Source organism: Streptomyces sp. NPDC002138, from assembly GCF_040296485.1.
Taxonomy (GTDB): Bacteria; Actinomycetota; Actinomycetes; order Streptomycetales; family Streptomycetaceae; genus Streptomyces.
In genome coordinates this window covers 1-20,542 of record NZ_JBEOXE010000041.1, presented here as the reverse complement: position 1 = coordinate 20,542, position 20,542 = coordinate 1, and the positions used below count along the sequence as shown (strand labels likewise).

At 72.4% G+C, this 20,542-nt stretch carries 16 protein-coding genes and 2 pseudogenes; 10 read left to right on the top strand and 8 right to left on the bottom strand.

Annotation, left to right across the window (positions count from 1 at the left end; translation table 11 throughout):
- Nucleotides 1-52 precede the first annotated feature (52 nt).
- From ABT084_RS24870 to ABT084_RS24860, 3 genes are all read left to right on the top strand, one after another.
- Complete coding sequence (locus ABT084_RS24870) at nt 53-859, top strand: HlyD family efflux transporter periplasmic adaptor subunit (protein WP_351047881.1); 807 nt, start codon at nt 53-55, stop codon at nt 857-859.
- Between the two features lie 140 nt (nt 860-999).
- The gene (locus ABT084_RS24865; RefSeq protein ID WP_351048013.1) at nt 1,000-3,117 is read left to right on the top strand and encodes an NHLP family bacteriocin export ABC transporter peptidase/permease/ATPase subunit; all 2,118 of its coding nucleotides are present in this window, start codon (nt 1,000-1,002) and stop codon (nt 3,115-3,117) included.
- A gap of 1 nt (nt 3,118) precedes the next feature.
- The gene (locus tag ABT084_RS24860) at nt 3,119-5,995 is read left to right on the top strand and encodes an NHLP bacteriocin export ABC transporter permease/ATPase subunit (protein ID WP_351047878.1); all 2,877 of its coding nucleotides are present in this window, start codon (nt 3,119-3,121) and stop codon (nt 5,993-5,995) included.
- Between the two features lie 63 nt (nt 5,996-6,058).
- On the opposite strand, the gene ABT084_RS24855 is transcribed toward ABT084_RS24860, so the two are convergent.
- The 5 genes from ABT084_RS24855 to xylA all read right to left on the bottom strand — a co-directional run bounded on the left by ABT084_RS24855 (nt 6,059) and on the right by xylA (nt 10,521).
- On the bottom strand, nt 6,059-6,277 hold the full coding sequence (locus ABT084_RS24855) for a hypothetical protein (protein WP_351047875.1): 219 nt from the start codon (nt 6,275-6,277) through the stop codon (nt 6,059-6,061).
- A gap of 121 nt (nt 6,278-6,398) precedes the next feature.
- Nucleotides 6,399-7,208 (bottom strand): hypothetical protein, encoded by an 810-nt coding sequence (locus tag ABT084_RS24850; RefSeq protein ID WP_351047872.1) that lies wholly within the window; start codon nt 7,206-7,208, stop codon nt 6,399-6,401.
- A complete protein-coding gene (locus ABT084_RS24845; RefSeq protein WP_351047870.1) occupies nt 7,205-7,738 on the bottom strand; it encodes a SigE family RNA polymerase sigma factor in 534 nt (177 codons plus the stop codon). The genes ABT084_RS24850 and ABT084_RS24845 overlap by 4 nt, the downstream gene beginning before the upstream one ends.
- A 129-nt stretch (nt 7,739-7,867) precedes the next feature.
- A complete protein-coding gene (locus ABT084_RS24840) occupies nt 7,868-8,839 on the bottom strand; it encodes an expansin EXLX1 family cellulose-binding protein (protein ID WP_351047868.1) in 972 nt (323 codons plus the stop codon).
- 509 nt (nt 8,840-9,348) lie between these two features.
- Nucleotides 9,349-10,521 (bottom strand): xylose isomerase, encoded by a 1,173-nt coding sequence (xylA, locus tag ABT084_RS24835; protein WP_351047865.1) that lies wholly within the window; start codon nt 10,519-10,521, stop codon nt 9,349-9,351.
- A 93-nt stretch (nt 10,522-10,614) separates the two neighbouring features.
- Between xylA and xylB the strand changes: the two genes are divergently transcribed.
- Both xylB and ABT084_RS24825 read left to right on the top strand, forming a co-directional pair.
- Entirely contained in the window at nt 10,615-12,045 is a 1,431-nt protein-coding gene (gene xylB / locus ABT084_RS24830; RefSeq protein ID WP_351047863.1) for a xylulokinase, read from the top strand.
- A 12-nt stretch (nt 12,046-12,057) separates the two neighbouring features.
- The gene (locus tag ABT084_RS24825; protein WP_351047861.1) at nt 12,058-13,269 is read left to right on the top strand and encodes an ROK family transcriptional regulator; all 1,212 of its coding nucleotides are present in this window, start codon (nt 12,058-12,060) and stop codon (nt 13,267-13,269) included.
- A gap of 293 nt (nt 13,270-13,562) precedes the next feature.
- On the opposite strand, the gene ABT084_RS24820 is transcribed toward ABT084_RS24825, so the two are convergent.
- Together ABT084_RS24820 and ABT084_RS24815 are read right to left on the bottom strand one after the other, a co-directional pair.
- Nucleotides 13,563-14,999 (bottom strand): glycoside hydrolase family 43 protein, encoded by a 1,437-nt coding sequence (locus tag ABT084_RS24820; protein ID WP_351047858.1) that lies wholly within the window; start codon nt 14,997-14,999, stop codon nt 13,563-13,565.
- A 268-nt stretch (nt 15,000-15,267) separates the two neighbouring features.
- A pseudogene (locus ABT084_RS24815) lies at nt 15,268-15,387 on the bottom strand (ABC transporter permease); the annotation flags it as partial.
- Here ABT084_RS24815 and ABT084_RS24810 point away from each other — a divergent pair.
- The 4 genes and pseudogenes from ABT084_RS24810 to ABT084_RS24795 all read left to right on the top strand — a co-directional run.
- Nucleotides 15,387-15,584, top strand: coding sequence for a hypothetical protein (locus ABT084_RS24810; protein WP_351047855.1), 198 nt, complete (start codon nt 15,387-15,389; stop codon nt 15,582-15,584). The pseudogene ABT084_RS24815 and the gene ABT084_RS24810 sit on opposite strands and share 1 nt — an antisense overlap.
- 356 nt (nt 15,585-15,940) lie before the next feature.
- The gene (locus ABT084_RS24805; protein WP_351047852.1) at nt 15,941-16,396 is read left to right on the top strand and encodes a hypothetical protein; all 456 of its coding nucleotides are present in this window, start codon (nt 15,941-15,943) and stop codon (nt 16,394-16,396) included.
- 404 nt (nt 16,397-16,800) lie between these two features.
- Entirely contained in the window at nt 16,801-18,240 is a 1,440-nt protein-coding gene (locus ABT084_RS24800) for a non-reducing end alpha-L-arabinofuranosidase family hydrolase (protein WP_351047849.1), read from the top strand.
- A 151-nt stretch (nt 18,241-18,391) separates the two neighbouring features.
- Nucleotides 18,392-18,640 (top strand): annotated as a pseudogene (locus tag ABT084_RS24795) (amidohydrolase family protein); the annotation flags it as partial.
- Nucleotides 18,641-18,743: 103 nt separating this feature from the next.
- Here ABT084_RS24795 and ABT084_RS24790 read toward each other — a convergent pair.
- The gene (locus tag ABT084_RS24790) at nt 18,744-19,781 is read right to left on the bottom strand and encodes a LacI family DNA-binding transcriptional regulator (protein ID WP_351047846.1); all 1,038 of its coding nucleotides are present in this window, start codon (nt 19,779-19,781) and stop codon (nt 18,744-18,746) included.
- 184 nt (nt 19,782-19,965) lie between these two features.
- Here ABT084_RS24790 and ABT084_RS24785 point away from each other — a divergent pair.
- The coding region (locus tag ABT084_RS24785) for an ABC transporter substrate-binding protein (RefSeq protein ID WP_351047843.1) at nt 19,966-20,542 on the top strand (577 nt) is incomplete at its 3' end.

The window sequence follows — 20,542 nt, the reverse complement described above, 5'->3', positions numbered from 1 at the left end:
TCACCGTGCAATTCGGCACCCCTGTGACGAAACGCAGTCGAAGGAATGGTTCGTGCAGTTCCGTCAAAAGGCGCTTTCCAAGCTGCAATCGCCTGAAGAACTCGATCTGCCCGTACGATTCGCGCGCCCGCAGGGCAGGCTCGTGCTGGCCGTCACCGTCATCGTCATGGCTGCCGCGACCTTCTGGGCATGCACCGGATCCGTGTCCTCGAAGCTGAGCGCACGCGGCATCCTCACGCACGCCGACGGCAGTTACCGGCTGCAGAGCCCGTTCGCCGGACAGGTCACCGCGGTCCTCGCCGAGGAGGGCCGGCCGCTGCCCCCGGGCGCGCCCCTGCTCCAGGTCAGTACGGATCAGGGAGCCCGCACCGTGCGCGTGGTCGCCGGAGGGCGGGTGACGACCCTGGTCGCGAAGATCGGGTCCGTCCTCACGACCGGGGCGGACGTGGCGACCGTGGAACGTGTGAAGGGTACCGACGACCCGCTGGTGGCCATGCTCTACCTGCCCGGCGGCAGCGGCGCGGCGATCCCGGTCGGCGCCGCGGTCGACCTGAGCGTCCAGACCGTGCCCCGGCAGCAGTTCGGCGTGCTGCGCGGCCGCGTCAAGGCCGTCGGCCGCGCGCCGCAGTCCCGGGCGCAGCTCGACGGCTTCCTCGGCGACGACCGGCTCGCCGCGCAGTTCGCCCGGGAAGGCGATCCCGTGGCCGTGCTCGTGCAGCTCGAGCGCTCCGCCGCCACCCGGTCCGGCTACCGGTGGTCCTCGGCGGACGGGCCCCCGTACCCCCTCGACTCCACGACACCCGTCACCGCCGCCGTCCACCTCGCCGCGCAGCGCCCCCTCGACTGGCTCCTGCCGTGACCGCGTCGCACCCGGCCCCGCGCCGGCGCCGTGCGGACACCGGGGGAGGCAACGGCATACGCCGCTCCTCGCACGGCAGGCCCGCGTCCGCCCCCAAGGGCCGCACGCCCCGGAGCGTACGCACCCCCACCGTGCTGCAGATGGAAGCGGTGGAGTGCGGCGCCGCCGCGCTCGCCATGGTGCTCGGCCACTACGGCCGCTTCGTCGCCCTGGAGGAACTGCGCATCGCCTGCGGCGTCTCCCGCGACGGCTCGCGCGCCAGCAACCTCCTGAAGGCCGCGCGCGGTTACGGGCTGACGGCCAAGGGCATGCAGATGGACCTGGCGGCGCTCGCCGAAGTGAGCCCGCCGGCCATCCTCTTCTGGGAGTTCAACCACTACGTCGTCTACGAGGGCATGGGCCGTCGGCTCGGCCGCCGGGGCGCGTACATCAACGACCCCGCCAAGGGGCGGCGGTTCGTCCCCATGGAGGACTTCGACAGCAGCTTCACCGGCGTCGTCCTCACCCTGCAGCCCGACGAGGGCTTCCGCCGCGCCGGCCGCAAGCCGGGCGTGATGGCCGCCTTGCCGGCCCGCATGCGCGGGACGTCCGGCACCCTGCTCGCGGCCGTGCTCTCCAGCCTCCTGCTGGTGCTCGTCGGGGCGGCGGTGCCCGCGCTGAGCCGTACGTACATCGACATGTTCCTGATCGGCGACCAGACGTCCCTGCTGGGCGTGCTGTTCGCGTCGATGGCGGCCGCCCTGGTGCTCATCGCCACCCTCACCGCGCTCCAGCAGGCCAATCTGCTGCGCGGGCGCATCATCTCCTCCACCCTGAGCAGCGCCCGCTTCCTGCGGCACCTGCTCCGGCTCCCGGTCGCCTTCTACTCCCAGCGCAACCCGGCGGACCTGGTCCAGCGCCTGCAGTCCAACGACGCCGTGGCCGAGACCCTGGCGCGGGACCTCACCGCCGCCGGGGTGGACGCGGTGGTCGTGGTCCTCTACGCGGTGCTGCTGTGGACGTACGACCCGCAGCTCACCGTCGTGGGCGTGCTGATCGCGCTGCTCAATGTCGTGGCCATGCGCATCGTGATCCGGGTGCGGGCCACCGGCACCCAGAAGCTGCGGGCCGAGAGCGCCCGGCTCACCAACACCTCGTACAGCGGCCTCCAGCTCATCGAGACGATGAAGGCCACCGGCGCGGAGAACGGCTTCTTCCAGCGCTGGGCCGGCCAGCACGCGGTCACCCTCGACGTGCAGCAGCGGCTCGGCGTGCCCAGCGCGTGGCTGGCGGTCGTCGCGCCGTCGCTGGCCGCGCTCAACAGCGCGCTGATCCTGTGGATCGGCGGCCTGCGGGCGGTGGAGGGGCACCTGTCGGTCGGCCTGCTCGTCGCCTTCCAGGCGCTGGTGACCAGCTTCACCTCGCCGATCACCCGCCTCAACGGCGTCGCCGGACGGATCCAGGACTTCGCGGCCGACGTCGCCCGGCTCAAGGACGTCGAGAACTTCCCCGTCGACCCGCTCTACCGGCGGCGCGAGCCCCGTGCCGGAACCCGCCGTCTCAGGGGCCAGGTGGAACTGGACGGCATCACCTTCGGCTACAGCCCCCTGGACGCACCCCTGCTCAAGAACTTCTCCCTCTCGGTCGGCCCCGGGCAGCAGGTCGCGCTCGTCGGCGGCTCCGGCAGCGGCAAGTCCACCGTCTCCCGGCTCCTGTCCGGCCTCTACACACCCTGGGAGGGCTCCATCCGCATCGACGGGATGCGGCTGGAGGACATCCCGCGCGGCGCGCTGGCGGCCTCCGTCTCCTTCGTCGACCAGGACGTCTTCCTCTTCGAGGGCACCGTCCGCGACAACGTCGCGCTGTGGGACCCCTCCATACCGGACGAGGCCGTCGTCGCCGCCCTCGAGGACGCCGCCGTGTACGACGTGGTGTCCCGGCGCCCCGGCGGTATCCGCAGCCGTGTCGAGCAGGACGGCCGCAACTTCTCCGGCGGCCAGCGCCAGCGCCTGGAGATCGCCCGGGCGCTGGTGCGCCGCCCGAGCGTGATGATCCTGGACGAAGTGACCAGCGCCCTGGACACGGTGACCGAGCAGGTCGTCATCGACAACCTGCGCCGCCGCGGCTGCGCCTGCGTGGTCATCGCCCACCGGCTGAGCACGGTGCGCGACAGCGACGAGATCGTCGTGCTCGACCGGGGCACGGTGGTGGAACGCGGGCGGCACGCCCATCTGATCGCCGCGCAGGGCGCGTACGCCGAACTGGTCAAGGAGCACTGAGGTGACGTCCCCGCACCACCCCGCGGTCACCGCCGCACAGCTGGGCCCCGCCCCCGACCCGGTCGTGGCGGCCCTGGGCGGCCTCGGCTCGGCGGTCGAGGGCCTGGACACACGCGGCCTGTCCCTGGAGGGCCCGCTCGTGATGTGGCTCGTCGTGGACGGCGCGCTGGACCTGTTCGCGGTCGACGTCGCGCGGCTGGGCCACTGGCACTTCCTCGGCCGGCTGGAGGCGGGCACACTGCTGCTCGGCCCGCCCGAGGGCCCCGAACACACCCTGCTGGGCCGGCCCGTACACGGCTGCAGGCTGCGCCGCATCGAGCTGCACGAGCTGCACGAGCCGCCCCACCCCGGACACGACGGGGGGCCGTACGACGCGCAGTGGTACGACCAGGGCCGGTACGGAGCCGCCGCCGCGCCGCCGAGCCCCCTCGAGCACGCCTTCGCGCTCGGCATCGGCCGCGGTCTGCGCACGCTCTACCAGGCGCCCCTGGAGAACCGGACCACCACCCGCCGGGGCGGGGCGGACGACGACGTCCTGTGGATGCAGATCACCCCGGGCAGCATCCAGTACGGCGCGGCGTACGAGGGGTACGGCACGGTCGGAGCGCTCCTCGTCGACGGGGCGATGTGGCAGGGCATGGTGGACCAGCAGTACCGGCTGCTGTACGCCCTGGACGACTGGATCGAGCGGCTGGAGCGGGCCCACGAGGACCGCACGGCGGCCGGCATCGAAGCCGGCGAGGCCGCCCGCAGCCAGGCGGACCGCGCGCTGCTCGCCTCCATCGGCCGCTCCCGCGGGAGCTCCCGCCGCGGCGCCGGCGACGACGCGACGTTCGCCGCCTGCCGCCTGGTCGCCGCCGCGGCGGGCATCACCCTGTCCGAGCCCGGCCCGGCCACCACCGCCGCGCAGCTCGACCCCGTCGAACGCATCGCGCTCGCTTCGCGCGTCCGCTCCCGGAGCATCCGGCTCGACGGCCGCTGGTGGCGGGAGAACAGCGGGCCCCTGGTGGGCCGGCGCGAGAAGGACGGGACACCGGTCGCCCTGCTGTGGCGGCGCGGCGGATACGAGGCCGTGGACCCCGCCACCGGCGCGCGGGAACGCTTGGGGAAGGCCCACGGGGCGGCCTTCGAGGCGCGCGCCGTGATGTTCTACCGCCCGCTGCCCGACGGGCGGCTCGGTCTGCCGAGGCTGCTGCGCTTCAGCGTGCGCGGCACCGGCAAGGAGCTGCGCGACATCCTCCTGGGCGGGCTGGTCGCCGTCGTCCTGGGCGCCCTGGTTCCCATCGCCACCGGCAGGGTCCTCGGCGAATACGTACCCGACGCCGAGGACGGTCTCATCGCGCAGACCGCCGTGGCGCTCATCGCGACCAGCCTTCTGTCGGCCGCGTTCATGCTGCTCCAGAACATCTCCATCCTCCGCATGGAGGGCCGTATCGAGGCCACCCTGCAGCCGGCCGTCTGGGACCGGCTGCTACGGCTGCCGACGCGGTTCTTCACGGGGCGCTCCACCGGCGAACTCGCCGGTGCGGCCATGGGCATCAGCGCCATCCGGCGCGTACTGGCCGGCATCGGCCCGGTGACCGTACAGGCGAGCGCCGTGGCCGCGATGAACCTCGTACTGCTGCTCGTCTACAGCGTTCCGCTGGCGATGGCGGCGCTCGCCATGCTGCTCGTCATCGCCTCGGTCTTCCTGGGCCTGGGGCTGTGGCAACTGCGCTATCAGCGACAGCTGATCAAGCTCGGCAACACACTCAACAACCAGGCGTTCCAGACCCTGCGGGGGCTGCCCAAGCTGCGCGTGGCGGCGGCCGAGAGCTTCGCCTACGCCGCCTGGGCGAAGGAGTTCGCCCGCACGCGCGAACTGCAGCAGCGCATCGGCCGGATCAAGAACGTCGTCACGGTGCTCAACGCGGTCTATCTGCCGCTGTGCACGCTCGTGATGTTCATGCTGCTGGCCGGCCCGGCCCGGGGCAGCATGTCCGCAAGCGAGTTCCTCACCTTCAGCACCGCCGTCACGATGATGCTGGGCTCGGTCACCCAGCTGACCGGAGCGCTCCTCTCGGCTGCCGCCGTGCAGCCGATGTTCGAGCAGCTGCGGCCCCTCCTCGAAGAGACTCCCGAGGTGTCCGGCTCCCGCACGCAGCCGGGCGCGCTCAGCGGCGCCATCGAGGCGAAGAAGCTGTCCTACCGGTACACCGAGGACGGCCCGCTCGTCCTGGACGACGTGTCGTTCGAGGTGCGGCCGGGGGAGTTCGTCGCGATCGTCGGGGCCAGCGGATGCGGCAAGTCGACCCTGGTACGACTGCTGATCGGCTTCGACAAGCCGCTCTCCGGCAGCGTGCTGTACGACGGCCAGGATCTGGCGGCGCTCGACCAGGCGGCCGTGCGGCGGCAGTGCGGCGTCGTCCTGCAGAGCGCACAGCCCTTCTCCGGCTCGATCCTCGACTGCATCTGCGGCGCCGAGGCGTTCTCGCTCGAGGAAGCGTGGGAGGCCGCCGCGATGGCGGGCCTGGCCGAGGACATCAAGGCCATGCCCATGGGCATGCACACCATGCTGTCCGACGGCGGCGGCACCGTCTCCGGCGGCCAGCGCCAGCGGATGATGATCGCCCAGGCCCTCATCCGCAAGCCGCGCGTCCTGCTCCTGGACGAGGCCACGAGCGCGCTGGACAACGAGGCCCAGCGCGTGGTGACCGAGTCCACCCGCGCCCTGCGCTCCACCCGCATCGTGATCGCCCACCGGCTGTCCACGGTCATGGACGCGGACCGGGTCATCGTCATGGCGGAGGGCCGGATCGTCCAGCAGGGCCCGCCGTCCGACCTCCTCGCGGACCCCCACGGCCCCTTCCACGCACTGGCCCGCCGCCAGCTCGGGTGAGGCCCGGCGCGAACCACCGGGCCGGCCCGAATCCGGCCGGCGGCCGGGAGGAGGAAACCCGGCTCAGCGGGTCAGTTCGACGGCCGTCGAGGCCAGGATGTGCACGACCGCCTCGCGGAGGTCGGGGCTGACGACGGCGAGACACAGGGCGCTCGCCGGCACCGCCATGCCGAGGAACTCCCAGAGCGGGCTCCTACGGCGCCTGGCCGTGCTGGGCCCCACCGCCTCGGCCGGGGGCCGGCAGGCGGTGTCGGGCTCCTTCTCGCATACAAGGTGAGTCATGCCACGAGTCTGGAAGCCCGGGCCCTTCGTCCACCATCCGGCGATCGTCGGGTGCACCCCCGCCGAGTGGCTGGACGGCCCCCGCACACGGGGTGACGAGGGCCGCCGGGCGGCCGGAATCTCAGCGTGCCGGGCTGAAGCCGCCCCAGACCGAGCGGGCGCCCTGGGGGCCGTTCGCGTCGACGCGGTAGCCGTCGTGCCTGGCCTCGCGCTCGCCCGCGGCGTGGTTGTACTGGCCGGCGAAGACGTGCTGCCCGGCCGGGACCGTACGGCCCGGCTTGAGGACCCAGCGGTAGACCACGGCGTCGCCACCCTGCTGCACGGTGACGGCGAAGTCCTCGGCGGGCAGTGTCCGCCAGCTGCCGGTGCTCTGCACTCCGCCGGTCTGCGTGACGCGCAGCTCGATGGTGAGTGCGGTGAGCGGCTGGGTCGTTTTGAGGGTGACGTTGCTCTGCGCCCAGTAGGTGTTGCTGTTCGCGCCCAAGGAGCCGGCCGACCACAGCGGCCCGTCCTGGACGTGCGCGCCGCCGGGCCGGGCCGAGCCCGCGTCGCCCGACGCGGTGGGGCCGGGGGTCGACGGGGTCGGGCGGTCCGGCGCGGTGGGGCCGCCGGTGGCGGGCGCCGTCGGCGTCGGGCGGGACGTCCCGGGCGAGGTGGAGGGCGCCGACGGAGAGGCGGGAGCGGCCGGGACCTCCGGCCGGGCCGGCGGGGACTGGACGATGGCGGCGACGGCGAAACCACCGACCGCCAGGATGCCGACCGCGCCGAGGGAGGCGAGCGCGGCCCGGGTCCAGGACCGCGCGCCCAACGACTCGCGGTGGCGTGCGGGGGCGCCGGACATGCCGCGTTCCACGCGCGCCAGCATCCGGGCGCGGTCGGGCTGGTGGGCCTCGGCGGCCGCGCGCAGCCGCCCGGTGAGCTCCTCGTTCAACGGCTCCTCCTCCCCGCCGACAGTTCCCGGGCCGCTTCTGAGCTGCCCAGCATCCGTTCCAGTTCGGCCATTCCCTTGGAGGTCTGGCTCTTCACCGTACCGACCGATATTCCGAGCGCGGCAGCGGTGTCCTTCTCCGACAGGTCGAGGGCGTGCCGCAGGACCACGCAGGCCCGCTTCCGGAACGGCAACCGGGCGAGAGCGGTGCGTACGTCCACCACGGCGGCCACGTCCGTGCCGTCCGACGGCTCCGCACCACGGGACCAGAACAGGGTGATCCGGCGGCGCTCGCGCACCGCGCTGCGGATCCGTGACCGTGCGAGGTTGGCGACCACGCCACGGGCGTAGGCGAGCGGGTGCTCGGCCTGGCGCAGCCGGTCCCAGCGCTGCCACAGCGCGACCAGGGCGTCCGCGGCCAGATCGTCCGCCTCGTCCGCCTCGCCCGTGAGGAGATGGGCGAACCGGGCGAGCCCGGCGTAGTGGCGTTCGAAGAAGTCGTGGAACTCCGCGGACGCGTCTTCGTGGACCATGTCCGGCGGTCGACCCCCTCGACAAATGTGCGCGTTAACATCCGGGCGGCAGCGTACCAGTGCCGTTGTGACCGGGGCTTATCGGTGCGCCGCCTCCCGGATCCACCACCACGCGGCCGGGGCGCGGTATCAGTGCGGGGCGAATTGCACCCCGGTCGGTTGCGCGACGTTCGGCAACAGCTTGGTCCCGTCGACCGTCAGCTGTTCTCCGTAGATGTCGGTGATCCTCACCGCGCCGCCGCACCCGCTGCCGTCCGAGGACTGGAAGTAGTTGTAGTCGGTACGGGGCAGCTTCTGCCAGCCCTGGGTGGTGCGCACCTCCAGGCGCGCGACCGGGTTCCGGTGGTCGATCACCTGAATGGCGCACCAGTAGGGGTTGGACCCGGTCTTGTACCGGAGGGAGAGCGTCCCGGACTTCGGGGAGCTCAGCAGGGTCCAGGTGATGGGGATGCGGCCGACCTTGAGATCGGCCAGTTTGGCGAAGGCCTGCTGGCTCAGGTCCAGTTGGCCGGGTGCGCAGGGCAGCGGACATTCGTTGGTGATCCGGACCGTGATCGCGGCGCCGCTCGCCGTCCGTACGCGCACGTACGCGCCGCACGCCCTGGACGACTCGTAGTCGGTGTGGTTCATCGCCGCGATCATGAGGTCGTCGCTCGGGCCGAACAGGCAGGCGCCGTTGCCGTCGGCCGCGGCGTAGGCGGTGGCGACCCCCTTGTACGTGGTCCCGGGCTGGATGCGTCCTGCCGAGGGCGGCGCGGCGGACACCGCGGAGGGGGTGGCTTCCGCGGACGCCCCTGGCGTCGCGGTGGCCTGACCGGCCGTCGGGGTCGGGCCGGCGGACGGACTCGTGCTGCCCGTCGGGGACGCGGGGCCCGTCGGGGACGCGGGGCTCGTCGGGGCCGGGGGCGTGGTCACCGCGTGGGTGGCGGTGGAGGCGGCCACCTCGGTCCCGGCCCCCGCTGCCGTCCCCGTCTTGGGGCCGGGGAGCATGGTGGTCACCAGGCAGACGAGGGCGCCCGCGGCGACGACTGCCAGCGCCGTTCCGGTGATCTGCCTGTGTCTGCGCCTGCGCTGCCGCGCGGCCTGCCGTGCAGTCTGCATGTCTGTCCGTTCGAAGATTCACGTTCGGTGCACTGGCTGGTCGCCGCAGGACGGGAAAAGGTTGCCGACGATTTCGATCGGTGTCCGTCCGGTTCGGCATACGAGCGGCGCTACGCGCTACGGCGCTACGGCGCTACGGTGCCACGGAGCTACGGCGCCGGCGGCTCCGACGGGCGCGGCGACGGCGGGCAACGGGGAGCGTGGTGGCCCGCAGGACGTGGTGTGCCCGTTCCATTCGACGGGCCCGGATGGAGCCGACGACCGTACCCCCTGTCGCGGCGCGGAATGGACGCGTCAGGCGGTGGTGTGCTCCGCCCGGAAGGAACGTGGACGTGTGCGCATCGGCGGGCCGGCCGGAACCGTCCGCGCCCGCCCCGCCGGCACCCTCGAAGCCACGCTCGCCCACCCCGCCTGAACCCGGCGGCCGGGCGCGGGCGTCGGCCGCCGGAGGTGCCCCGTGACAGAGCCGGGCCGCGGAACGTCGCGGCCCGGCTCCTCGGGACACCGGCTCAGCGGGCGCCGAGGAGGTGCTCGAGGGCGAGCTGGTCCAGGTGCTCGAATGCCATGCCGCGGCTCGCGGCGGCATCGACGTCGAACGCCTCGAAGGCGGACCGGTCGGCCAGCAGCCCGGCCAGGCCGTCCTCCGCGGTGGCGAGGGCGAGCTCCGGCAGCCGGGAGGCGGCGAGCGCGGCCTTGACCTCCGGATCGGCCCGGAAGGCGCGGGAACGCTCTGCCAGGAGCAGGTAGTTGCGCATGCAGCCCGCCGCCGAGGCCCAGACTCCGGCGGAGTCCTCGGTGCGCGGCGGCTTGAAGTCGAAGTGACGGGGCCCGTCGTAACCGGCCGATTCCAGCAGGTCGACCAGCCAGAAGGCCTGGCGCAGGTCGCCCGCGCCGAAGCGCAGGTCCTGGTCGTACTTGATGCCGGACTGGCCGTTGAGGTCGATGTGGAACAGCTTGCCGCTCCACAGGGCCTGGGCGACGCCGTGGGGGAAGTTCAGCCCGGCCATCTGCTCATGGCCGACCTCCGGGTTGACGCCGACCCGCTCGGGCCGCTCCAACTCGTTGATGAATGCCAGGGCGTGGCCGATGGTGGGCAGCAGGATGTCGCCGCGGGGCTCGTTGGGCTTGGGTTCGATGGCGAAGCGCAGGTCGTAACCCTGGTTCTCGACGTACTCGCCCAGCAGGTCGAAGGCTTCCTTCAACCGGTCGAGGGCGGTGCGTACGTCCTTGGCCGCGCCCGACTCCGCGCCCTCGCGGCCGCCCCAGGCGACGTAGACCGAGGCGCCGAGCTCCACGGCCAGGTCGATGTTGCGGATGGTCTTGCGCAGTGCGTACCGGCGCACGTCCCGGTCGTTGGCGGTGAAGGCGCCGTCCTTGAACACCGGGTGGGTGAAGAGGTTGGTGGTGGCCATCGGCACCTTCAGGCCGGCCGTGTCGAGGGCGGTGCGGAACCGCTTGACCGCCTGCTCGCGCGCGGCGTCACCGGCGGCGAAGGGGATCAGGTCGTCGTCGTGGAACGTGACGCCGTAGGCGCCGAGCTCGGCCAGCCGCTGCACGGTCTCGACCGGGTCGAGGACGGGCCGGGTGGCGTCGCCGAAGGGGTCCCGGCCCTGCCAGCCGACGGTCCACAGACCGAAGGTGAACTTGTGCGCGGGGCGGGGGGCGAGCGGGTCGCTGGTCATGAGGCGCTCCGGTTCAGGGCCGAGGGCTATTTGTAATGACGAAAAACAAATTAGTATGCCGAGACGCCAGAAGGAACCCGATCGGAGGAACGCATGTCCGCACAGCGTGTCGTGATCGGTGTCGACAGCTCGACCCAGTCCACCAAGGCCCTCGCCGTCGACCTGGACACCGGCGCCGTCCTCGGCGAGGGCCGCGCGGCGCACACCGTCAGCACCGGCGCCGGACGCGAGAGCGATCCGGAGCAGTGGTGGCGTGCGCTCGGCGAGGCCATGGCCCGCACCGGCTGGGCCGACCGCGCCGCCGCCTGCTCGATCGCCGGCCAGCAGCACGGCCTGGTCACCCTCGACGCGGCCGGGCGGCCGGTGCGCCCCGCGCTGCTGTGGAACGACGTACGCTCCGCCCCCCAGGCGGGCGCGCTCAGAGCCGCCTTCGGCGCGGCAGAGCTGGCCCGCCGTACCGGCAGCGTCCCGACCGCCGCCTTCACGGCCGCCAAGTGGGCCTGGCTGCGCGCGGAAGAGCCCGCCGCCGCCGACCGCGTCGCGGCCGTCCGGCTGCCCCACGACTTCCTGACGGAGCGGCTGACCGGCGAGGCGGTGACGGACCGCGGTGACGCGTCGGGAACCGGCTGGTGGGGCCCGGACGGCTACGACCATGAGGTCCTCGGGCGGATCGGTCTCGACCCCGGGCTGCTGCCCCGGGTCCTGCCGCCGGGGGCCCCCGCGGGCGCCGTCCGAGCCGGGACGCCCCTGCGCGAGGGTGCGCTGGTGGCCGCCGGCACCGGCGACAACATGGCCGCCGCCCTCGGGCTCGGCCTGACCCCGGGACGTCCGGTGCTGAGCCTCGGCACTTCCGGCACGGTCTACGCCGTCGCCCGGACCCGGCCCGTCGACCCGAGCGGAACCGTCGCCGGTTTCGCCGACGCCCTCGGCGGCTGGCTGCCGCTCGCCTGCACGCTCAACTGCACCCTCGCCGTCGACCGCTTCGCCGACCTCGTCGGCCGCGACCGCGAGGACGTCGAGGCGGGGGGCACGGTGGTGGTGCTTCCCCACCTGGACGGCGAGCGCACTCCGGACCTCCCGCACGCTTCCGGACTGGTCCACGGCCTGCGCCACGACACCACGCCGGGACAGGTGCTCCAGGCCGCCTACGACGGCGCCGCCCACGCCCTGCTCGCGGCCCTGGTCGATGTCCTGCGCGCCGGACGCGAGGACCCCGCCCCCGACGAACCGCTCCTGCTGATCGGCGGCGGAGCCCGCGGCAGGGCCTGGCAGCGGACCGTCCTGCGGCTGTCCGGCCGAGCGGTGCAGGTGCCCGCGGCCCGGGAACTGGTCGCCCTCGGAGCCGCCGCCCAGGCGGCCGCACTGCTCACCGGTGAGCCCGCCGACGCCGTCGCCCGTCGCTGGCGGACCGCCGAGGGCCGGGTGCTGGAGCCCGTGGAGCGGGACGACGACACGCTCGAACGGATCACCAGTACGCTGCGGCGGGCGCGGGCCTTGCAGGAGGTCGCGCCGGGACAGCGATAGGAGGGCGGGCCGATGACGGGGCTCGGCAGGGCGAGCGGGGGCGCGGAGGCCGCGCCCGCCTCGCAGCAGGGGATGCGTCGCCAGAACCTCGCGGTGGTGCTCGGCGCGGTCGCCGCGCACGGCCCGCTCTCCCGGGCGGACGTCGCCGGACAGACCGGCCTGACCAGGCCGGCCGTCTCCTCCATGGTCGACGAACTCATCGCCCGCGGGGCGCTGACCGAGACGGAGACCGCGCCCAGCGGACGCGTCGGCCGCCCCGGCCGGGCCCTGGTCCTCAGCGATCGGGGCCCCGCGGGCCTCGGTCTGGAGATCGGCGTCACCCACCTCGCCGCGTGCGTGGTGGACCTGCGCGGTGAAGCACGGGTGTGGCGTCGGGTGGAGCGGGCCAACGCGGGCCGACCGGCCGGGCAGGTGCTGGCGGAGGCCGCCGTACTGGGCGCCGAGGCGGAGTCCGCGGCCGCGGGCCTCGGCCTGCGCGTCGAGGGCCGCGTCCTGGCCGTGCCGGGGGTCGTGCCGAACGCGCCGAGAGGGCTGATCGCGAACGCCCCCAACCTCGGCTGGCAGGCGGTCCGCCCCGCCGATCACTGGCCCGACCCCGACACGGTGCCCGAGCCGGAGAACGAGGCCAACCTCGGGGCGCTGGCCGAGCAGTGGCACCAGGGACTCCCGGACGAGACCTTCGTCCACGTCTCCGCCGAGGCCGGGATCGGCGCCGCGCTGATCGTCGGCGGGCAGCTGTTCCGGGGCGCCCGCGGCTTCGCCGGTGAACTCGGCCACCTGCCCGTCCACCCGGAGGGTGCCCCCTGCGCCTGCGGGGCGCGCGGCTGCCTGGAGCAGTACGCGGGCGAAGCGGCCGTGCTGCGGGAGGCGGGGCTGGCGGGCACCGGCGACCCGGTGGCCCTGCTGGCCGAGCGGGCGGGCGCCGGGGACGCGGCGACCCTGCGCGCCCTGGACCGGGCGGGGCGGGCCCTTGGCCTCGCCCTCGCCTCGGCCGTGCACCTGATCGACCCGGACGGCCTGGTCCTGGGCGGCGCCTACGCCGAACTGGCCGACTGGCTCCTCCCGCCGGTACGCGCCGAACTGGCCGCCCGGGTCACGGTCCGCCCCTGGGCCCCCGAGGCGGTACGACCCGCCGCCCTGGGCCGGCGCGGACCGGTCCTGGGCGCGGCGTGGTCGACGGTGCGACAGATCATCGCCGACCCCACCCGCTTGCCCGCCCGCTAGGGGGTGTCTGACGGATGTGCGTGGGGAAGGAGGGGTGTCCGGTGCGTGCTCTCGGTGCGCCGACCGGAGGCCCGTGTACTGGACGTACTCGGGTCTTCGGTCGGTGCGGCGAGAGCGCGTGCCGGGCGCCGCGACGCCGCGGACATCCGTCAGACACCCCCTAGGCCCAGGTGACGTCCGGCCCCAGGTCGAGGAGCTCTCCTCGGAGGCGTCGGCGTCCCGGTTCGGGTCGGATGGTGAGTTGTTCAGCCGGTCAGCCGGTCAGCCGTTCAGCCGGTCAGTTGGTCAGCTGGTCAGTTGGTCACGCGGAAGGTGGCGTCGCCGCGTCCCGTCGGGGTGGTGATCGGGTCGAGGCGGAGTTGGTAGGCGTAGTGGCGGATGTAGTGGTCGGGGTGGTTGTAGGACTGGAAGGACGACCAGGCCGGGTCGGCGAGCCCGGCGACCTGACGGAAGGTGGCGTCCTGGGCGAACTGGTCGCTGCCGTCGTTGGGGACGAGCTGGAAGTCGTAGTGGGAGTGGCGCAGGAAGTAGCCGGGGAAGCTCACCGACTCGAAGGAGACGGTGCCGGTGCCCGCCAGGCCGGGCCGCAGGCGGAACCGGGCGTCGTCGGCGGGGTTGACGTTCGGGTCGATGCGCACGTCGAAATCGCTCTGCCGGACGTACCGGTCCTGGAAGTTGAACGACTGGAGCCGCTGTGCCGGGGTGTTGGGCCAGCGGGCGAGTACCCGGCTCTCCTCGGCGGACGCCAGGTTGAGGATCCAGCCGTGGCGCTTCTTCGTGCCGCCCATGGTGTAGCTGCCCGCCGCCTGCTTCTGGTAGGCGGCCGGGTTGGACGGGTCGGTCGTCAGGACCGGCATGTACCCGCCGGACGTGGCGTACTGGTCGAGGTAGAGGGCCCACTTGTTGGTCCCGTTGAACTTCATCCACATCGGGCCTTCGACCAGCGAGCCGGGGAGGCCGATGCCCGAGAGGTCGCCGAGGTTGGTCCAGGTCCCGAGGATGGAGTCGCTGCCTTCGAGCGTGATCTGCCCGTCGCCGGAGGCGCGCACATAGCGGTACTTGCCGACGCCTGCGGGCATCTCGACGATCTGGGTGTCGATGATTTCCTGGGTGCCGGGGCGGTCGATGTAGAGCTGCGGGGCGGTGATGGTGCGGAAGTCGCTGGTGTGGGCGTAGTAGATGCGGTGCTTCGTGGCGCCGTTGAGGGGCTTGTTCGTCGCCCAGTACAGGACGTAGTCGTTGCTCTCCGGGTCCCAGATCGCTTCCGGCGCCCACGCGTTGCGGCCGTCGGGGATCGCGCCGGCGACGTCGAGCAGCCGCGGCTGCGACCAGGTGACCAGGTCCGTCGACTCCCACACCACGAGGTTGCGGCTGCCGTTGTTCACGGCGTCGCCCCACGACTGTCCGCAGCCGATGCACAGGTCGGTCGCGATGATCCAGTACTTGTCGCCGCCCGGGGCGCGGACCAGCGCCGGGTCACGCACCCCCTTTGTGCCGATCGGGGAGCGCAGGACCATGCCGCCGCCGTTGAGGTCGTTCCAGCGCACGCCGTCCGTGCTGTGCGAGAGGTACATCTGCTGATTGGCCGACCCCTCCCCGGTGAAGTGCACCATCAGATAACCGGGGTCGGCGGCGGCGGCCGCCCGCTGTGGCGTGGCCACGGCCAGGGCCGTGAAGAGGAGGCCTACGGCGAGCAATATCACCGACAGCCGTGCGCGAAGCGCAGACATGGACATCTCCTGTCGTTCTGCAAGTGCCACCCGGCGGAGGGGGAGCGCAGGCGGCGGGGGAAGCTCGGTCTCCGTCAACGGTGTGTCCCCGAGCGGTTCGGGCAGCACTGGTTCCAGGTCGCTCGTTGTGTGCACCGGAGATGACGCCGACGTTTCACCCCTGGGGGATTGTTAACGCTCACAATTTGGCCGAACAAGAGGTGGGACCTGCCGTTACCGAATCTTGATTCATGCCGTCCGGGCGAGGTGCCGTGCGGGGGCGTGCCCATTCCTGCTTCTCGCCGGACGCGAACCGGGAGATGACCAGGGCGACGATGATGACGGCGCCGTTGAGGAACTGGTTCCGCAGGGCCGGTACGCCCGCCGGCGTCATGACGTTGACGACGAGTGGCGGCGCTGTTCGCCGGGGCCCTGGCGGCGCCCCGGGCGGCGTCCGCCACGGCGGTAGCGGACACCAGCGGGTCCGCCGCGGGCAAAGCAGCGGCCGCGCAGACCGTGACCGTGCCGGACACGGGGCAGCCGCAGGCGACGTGGGTCGAGTTCGGAGCGGTGAACCATCGGGCGACGCTGTCGGTGGACGGGTAGGTGGTGGCCACCCGGACGGCCTCCGTCACCCCTTCGAACTTCGACATCTCCGCTCTCGCCGCCCCCGGCACCACCCACACCATCAGCGTGCACGTGAAGGGCCGTTACGGCCTGATGCAGGGGACCAGGACCGTGGTTCCCGACGCCGCCGACTGGGCCGAGTCGAACCCACAGGGCAGCTACCGCTCGGCGCTCCTGCGGGTGTATCCGGGTCGGACAACCTGTCCGACCCGTGGAGCAACCCGCAGATCCAGCGGATCCAGGCCGCGTTCCACCCCGTCGCCGCGATCGACCTGCCCTCTTGGTCGGCCTCCGGCCAGTCGGACCCGGACGGCGGCTTCCCGCTCTCGCAGGCGGTGGACACCTACGCCCACAACAGCGCCATCACCCGGAACATCACCGTCTCCAACGACGCCTTGAGTGACACCGCCGTCGACCTCACCTGGAAGGCGCGACGCGACAGGGCCGACGGCGCGTTCATCGCGTCCGGAAACGCACCCCTCACCATCCCGCTCGGTTCGCGGGTCACCCAGCCGGTCTCCTTCACCGCGCCGACGGGCGACAGCCGGGTGCACCCGGTGCTGTCGACCGAGAAGGCGGGCAGCACCACCTTCACCGACGCGGTCGAGTACCTCAGCCTGGGCAACGCGCCGGGGACCGTCGACCATGCCGCTTCCGCGGTGACCTGCACCGGCAGTTGGGGCCACGCGACCGGCGAGAGCGTCCCGTACGCGGGCACGAACTCCTGCCAACCAGCAGTGGCGGCTGGTGCCGACGTGATCCGTCCCCGACGCCGCCGTACCGCGTATTGACAACGGCGCATCGCCTGGTGGAGATTTACCTGAACATGTCAGAGACGTTGCGCCTCTGTGAATTGTTAGCGCTCACAAATACTGGCGGTACGAGAGCCCGTACGAGGTGCAGGTCCCCACGGGTGCGCGGTCATCCCCCCACGCGAGGAGAACGATCCGCCATGTCATGGCTCAACAAGAAGCCTCGTCTCCGCCCCGGCGGCCCGCCGGCCGGCTTTTGGACCACGCTGTCCCACGGCACAGAACGGCAACGGCACCCCGCTCCAGGTGTGGGACGCCAACGGCGGTGCGAACCAGCGCTGGAACCTCAGGTGAGCTGACCCGCCGGGGCGGAGCGGCGGGCCCCGTACACGTCAACGCCGGCACACGTGAGCCGGCTCCATCCGTTCCTCACAGGAGGTCCCATGCGCAGACGACGTTCCGGCCGCAGCCATCTGTCGGTGGTGCTCACCGCCGCGTTCGCGGCCGTGGTGGCCCTGGCGGCACTGCTCGTCACCAACCCGGCCGAAGCGGCCACCAGCGGTGCCTTGCGCGGTGCGGGTTCCGGCCGGTGTCTCGATGTACAGAACGCCGGCCAGGCCGACGGCACGTCCCTTCAGGTCTACGACTGCTCCGGCGGAGCCAACCAGTTGTGGACGTCGACGGACGGCAACCAGCTGACCGTGTACGGCAACAAGTGCCTGGACGTCCCGGGCCACGCCACCACGGCCGGCACCCGGGTGCAGATCTGGACCTGTAGCGGCGCCGCGAACCAGCAGTGGCGTGTGAACGGCGACGGCACGCTGGTCGGCGTGGAGTCCGGTCTGTGCCTGGACGTGGCGGGCGCCGGTACGGCCAACGGAACGGCCGTGCAGATCTGGACCTGCAACGGCGGCAGCAACCAGAAGTGGGCCGGTCTGTCAGGAACACCGACCCCCACCACGCCCGCGCCGACGGGTGGCCCGTGCGCTCTGCCGTCCACGTACCGGTGGTCGTCGACGGGGGTGCTGGCGCAGCCGGCGAACGGGTGGGGTGCGCTGAAGGACTTCACCGACGTGGTGTACAACGGCAAGCACGTCGTCTATGCGTCGAACGTAGCGGGGTCGTCGTACGGCTCGATGATGTTCAGCCCCTTCACCAACTGGTCTGACATGGCGTCGGCCGGCCAGACCGGCATGAACCAGGCCGCGGTGGCTCCCACCCTGTTCTACTTCGCGCCCAAGAAGATCTGGGTGCTGGCGTACCAGTGGGGTCAGTGGCCCTTCATCTACCGCACCTCGAGCGACCCGACCAACCCCAACGGCTGGTCCGCGCCGCAGCCGCTGTTCACCGGCAGCATCCCGGGCGCCGCTCCCATCGACCAGACCCTGATCGCCGACGACCAGAACATGTACCTGTTCTTCGCCGGTGACAACGGCAGCATCTACCGGGCGAGCATGCCGATCGGGAACTTCCCGGGCAACTTCGGCTCGTCGTACACGACGGTCATGAGCGACACGGTGAAGAACCTGTTCGAGGCGCCGCAGGTCTACAAGGTGCAGGGCCAGAACCAGTACCTCATGATCGTCGAGGCGCGGGGTGCCAACGAGGAGCGCTACTTCCGCTCGTTCACGGCCTCCAGCCTGAGCGGTTCCTGGACCCCGCAGGCAGCCAGCGAGAGCAACCCCTTCGCGGGCAAGGCCAACAGCGGTGCCAACTGGACCAACGACATCAGCCACGGTGACCTGGTCCGCAACAACCCCGACCAGACCATGACCATCGACCCCTGCAACCTGCAGCTCCTGTACCAGGGCAAGTCGCCCACCGCGGGCGGCCCCTACGACCAGCTGCCGTGGCGGCCGGGTGTCCTCACCCTGAAGCGCTGACCTGCCTGATCGGCACCGCCTCGAGGAACCCCCGCCGTGCACCGGCCGGGGTTCCTCCTGTGCCACGCGTCAAGCTGACCCCGGGCCTGCGGCTGCCCGCCGGCGCGCCCGGCTGCCGCACGCCGTTCGACACCCCGGCGGCCGTGCCCTCGTGGTCGGCTGGGCCGACCTCACGTCACCCGGGATCATTGACCAGCTCGACGGGCTGCTCGCCGGGCCCGGCGGCGCCCGTCTGCGTTCCCTGCGCCATCTCGTGCAAGGCGAGCCGGATCCGCGCTGGCTGCAACGACCTGATGCCGAACGCGGGTTGGCGGCTGTCCGGGACCGCGGACTCTGCTACGACGTGCTCGTCCGCAGCCACCAGCTCGGCCAGGCGATCCGGCTGGCCGAGCGGGCCCCGGGCCGCCTCCCGGCGGAGCCGGGGCCCGGTGGCAACGTCCTCGAAACTGTCGCGAGGCGACCCGAGTCTGATCGGTGAACCCGGGGGAAGCTCCGGCGTGCCGTCAGGCGTCCGTCGGGGCCGCGGGCGCCCGGTCGGGCGTGCGGGGTGGCGCGGTGCTGCTGCGTACGACCAGGCTGGTGGCCAGGTCGACGCGCAGTGTGGCGGGCCGCGCGCCCCGGGCCAGGTCGATGACCATCCGGGCCGCGACCTCGGCCATCGCGGTCAGCGGTTGCCGCACGGTGGTCAGTGGCGGGCCCACCCAGCGAGCCAGCGGCAGATCGTCGAAGCCGACCACGCTGAGGTCCTCGGGGATGCGCAGACCCAGCTCGCGGGCGGCCTCGTACAGGCCGAGCGCCTGCAGGTCGTTGCCGGCGAAGACGGCCGTCGGCCGGTCGGGCAGGCTCAGCAGTTCCAGACCGGCCCGTCGCCCGGCCTCGTGGTGGAAGTCGCCCGCGCGGACCAGCTCGGGGTCGTGCGCGACGCCTGCCATGTCGAGCGCCGCGCGGTAGCCGCCGGCCCGCGCCCGGCTGCACATCATCCGGCCGGGTCCGCTGATCAGGCCGATCCGACGGTGGCCGAGGTCGAGCAGGTGCCGGGTGGCGGCCAGGCCCCCGTCCCAGTTGGTGGTACCGACCGCGGGCACCTCCTGACCGGGGTCGCCGGCCGGGTCCATCACCACGAACGGGATGTCGCGGGCGGTCAGCTGCCGCTGCTGGGACGGGTCCAGGCCGGAGAGGACCAGCAGCACGCCGGTCGGGCGGCGGGCGAGCACCCCGTCGACCCAGGACTGGCCCGGGCTGAGCCGGCCCGAGGACTCGGAGAGGACGATCGACAGGCCCTCCTCGCGCACCACGTTCTCCACACCGCGGATCACCTCCATCGCCCAGGCGCTCTCCAGCTCGTGGAAGACCAGCTCCAGCAGAGGGCTGGCCTGCGCGGTGCCGCGCCTGCGCTGGTAGCCGTGCCGGTGGAGCAGCTCCTCCACGCGCTCCCGGGTGGCGGGGGCGACGTCCGCCCGGCCGTTCAGAACCTTCGAAACAGTCGGTGCGGACACCCCCGCCTCCTGCGCGATCTCGGCGAGGGTAGCCGGTCTGGTCACGAGATCCTCCTGCACCGCCCCTGCTGGGCGAACTCCGCTGTGAATGGCCATTGTCGGACGGATCGTAGCCCGGCGCAGGTCCCGAGCGGATTCCGTCCGGGCCCTTGACGGACGGGAAGAGCGGCCCTAGGTTTCCGACAACATTCGGCAATGTACTCGAAACATTCGAAACCGAGGGCAGGATATGGGTTCGAGATTCGCCGCGATGGGCGCGCTCACCGCGCTCGTTCTGGGTGCGGTCACCGCCTGCGGGTCCGGCGGAGGCACAGGCGCCGGCGGCTCCGGGGCGATCCACGTGATGGTCTACGGTGACGCCACCAACAAGGTCGAGAAGCAGATCGTCGACACCTTCAACAAGACCTCCAAGGTCAAGGTGGTCCTGGACACCGTCCCCGGCGCGGACTACCAGCAGAAGCTCCAGACCGTCATCAACACCCCGCAGGCCCCCGACGTCTTCTTCAACTGGGGCGGCGGCTCCATCCAGCCGTTCGTCAAGGCCGGTCTGCTGCTCCCGCTGGACGGGTTCATCGCCCAGGACCCCGGTTTGAAGGACAACTTCCTGCCGTCGGTCTTCAACTCGGCCGTGGTGGACGGCAAGCCGTACGGCGTCCCGATGCGCGGCACCCAGCCGGTGCTGCTGTTCCACAACAAGAAGGTGCTCGCCGACGCCGGACTGACCGCGCCGAAGACCTGGGACGAACTGGTCTCCTCCAGCAAGGCGTTGAAGGCCAAGGGCATCACCCCGATCGCACTCGGCGGCG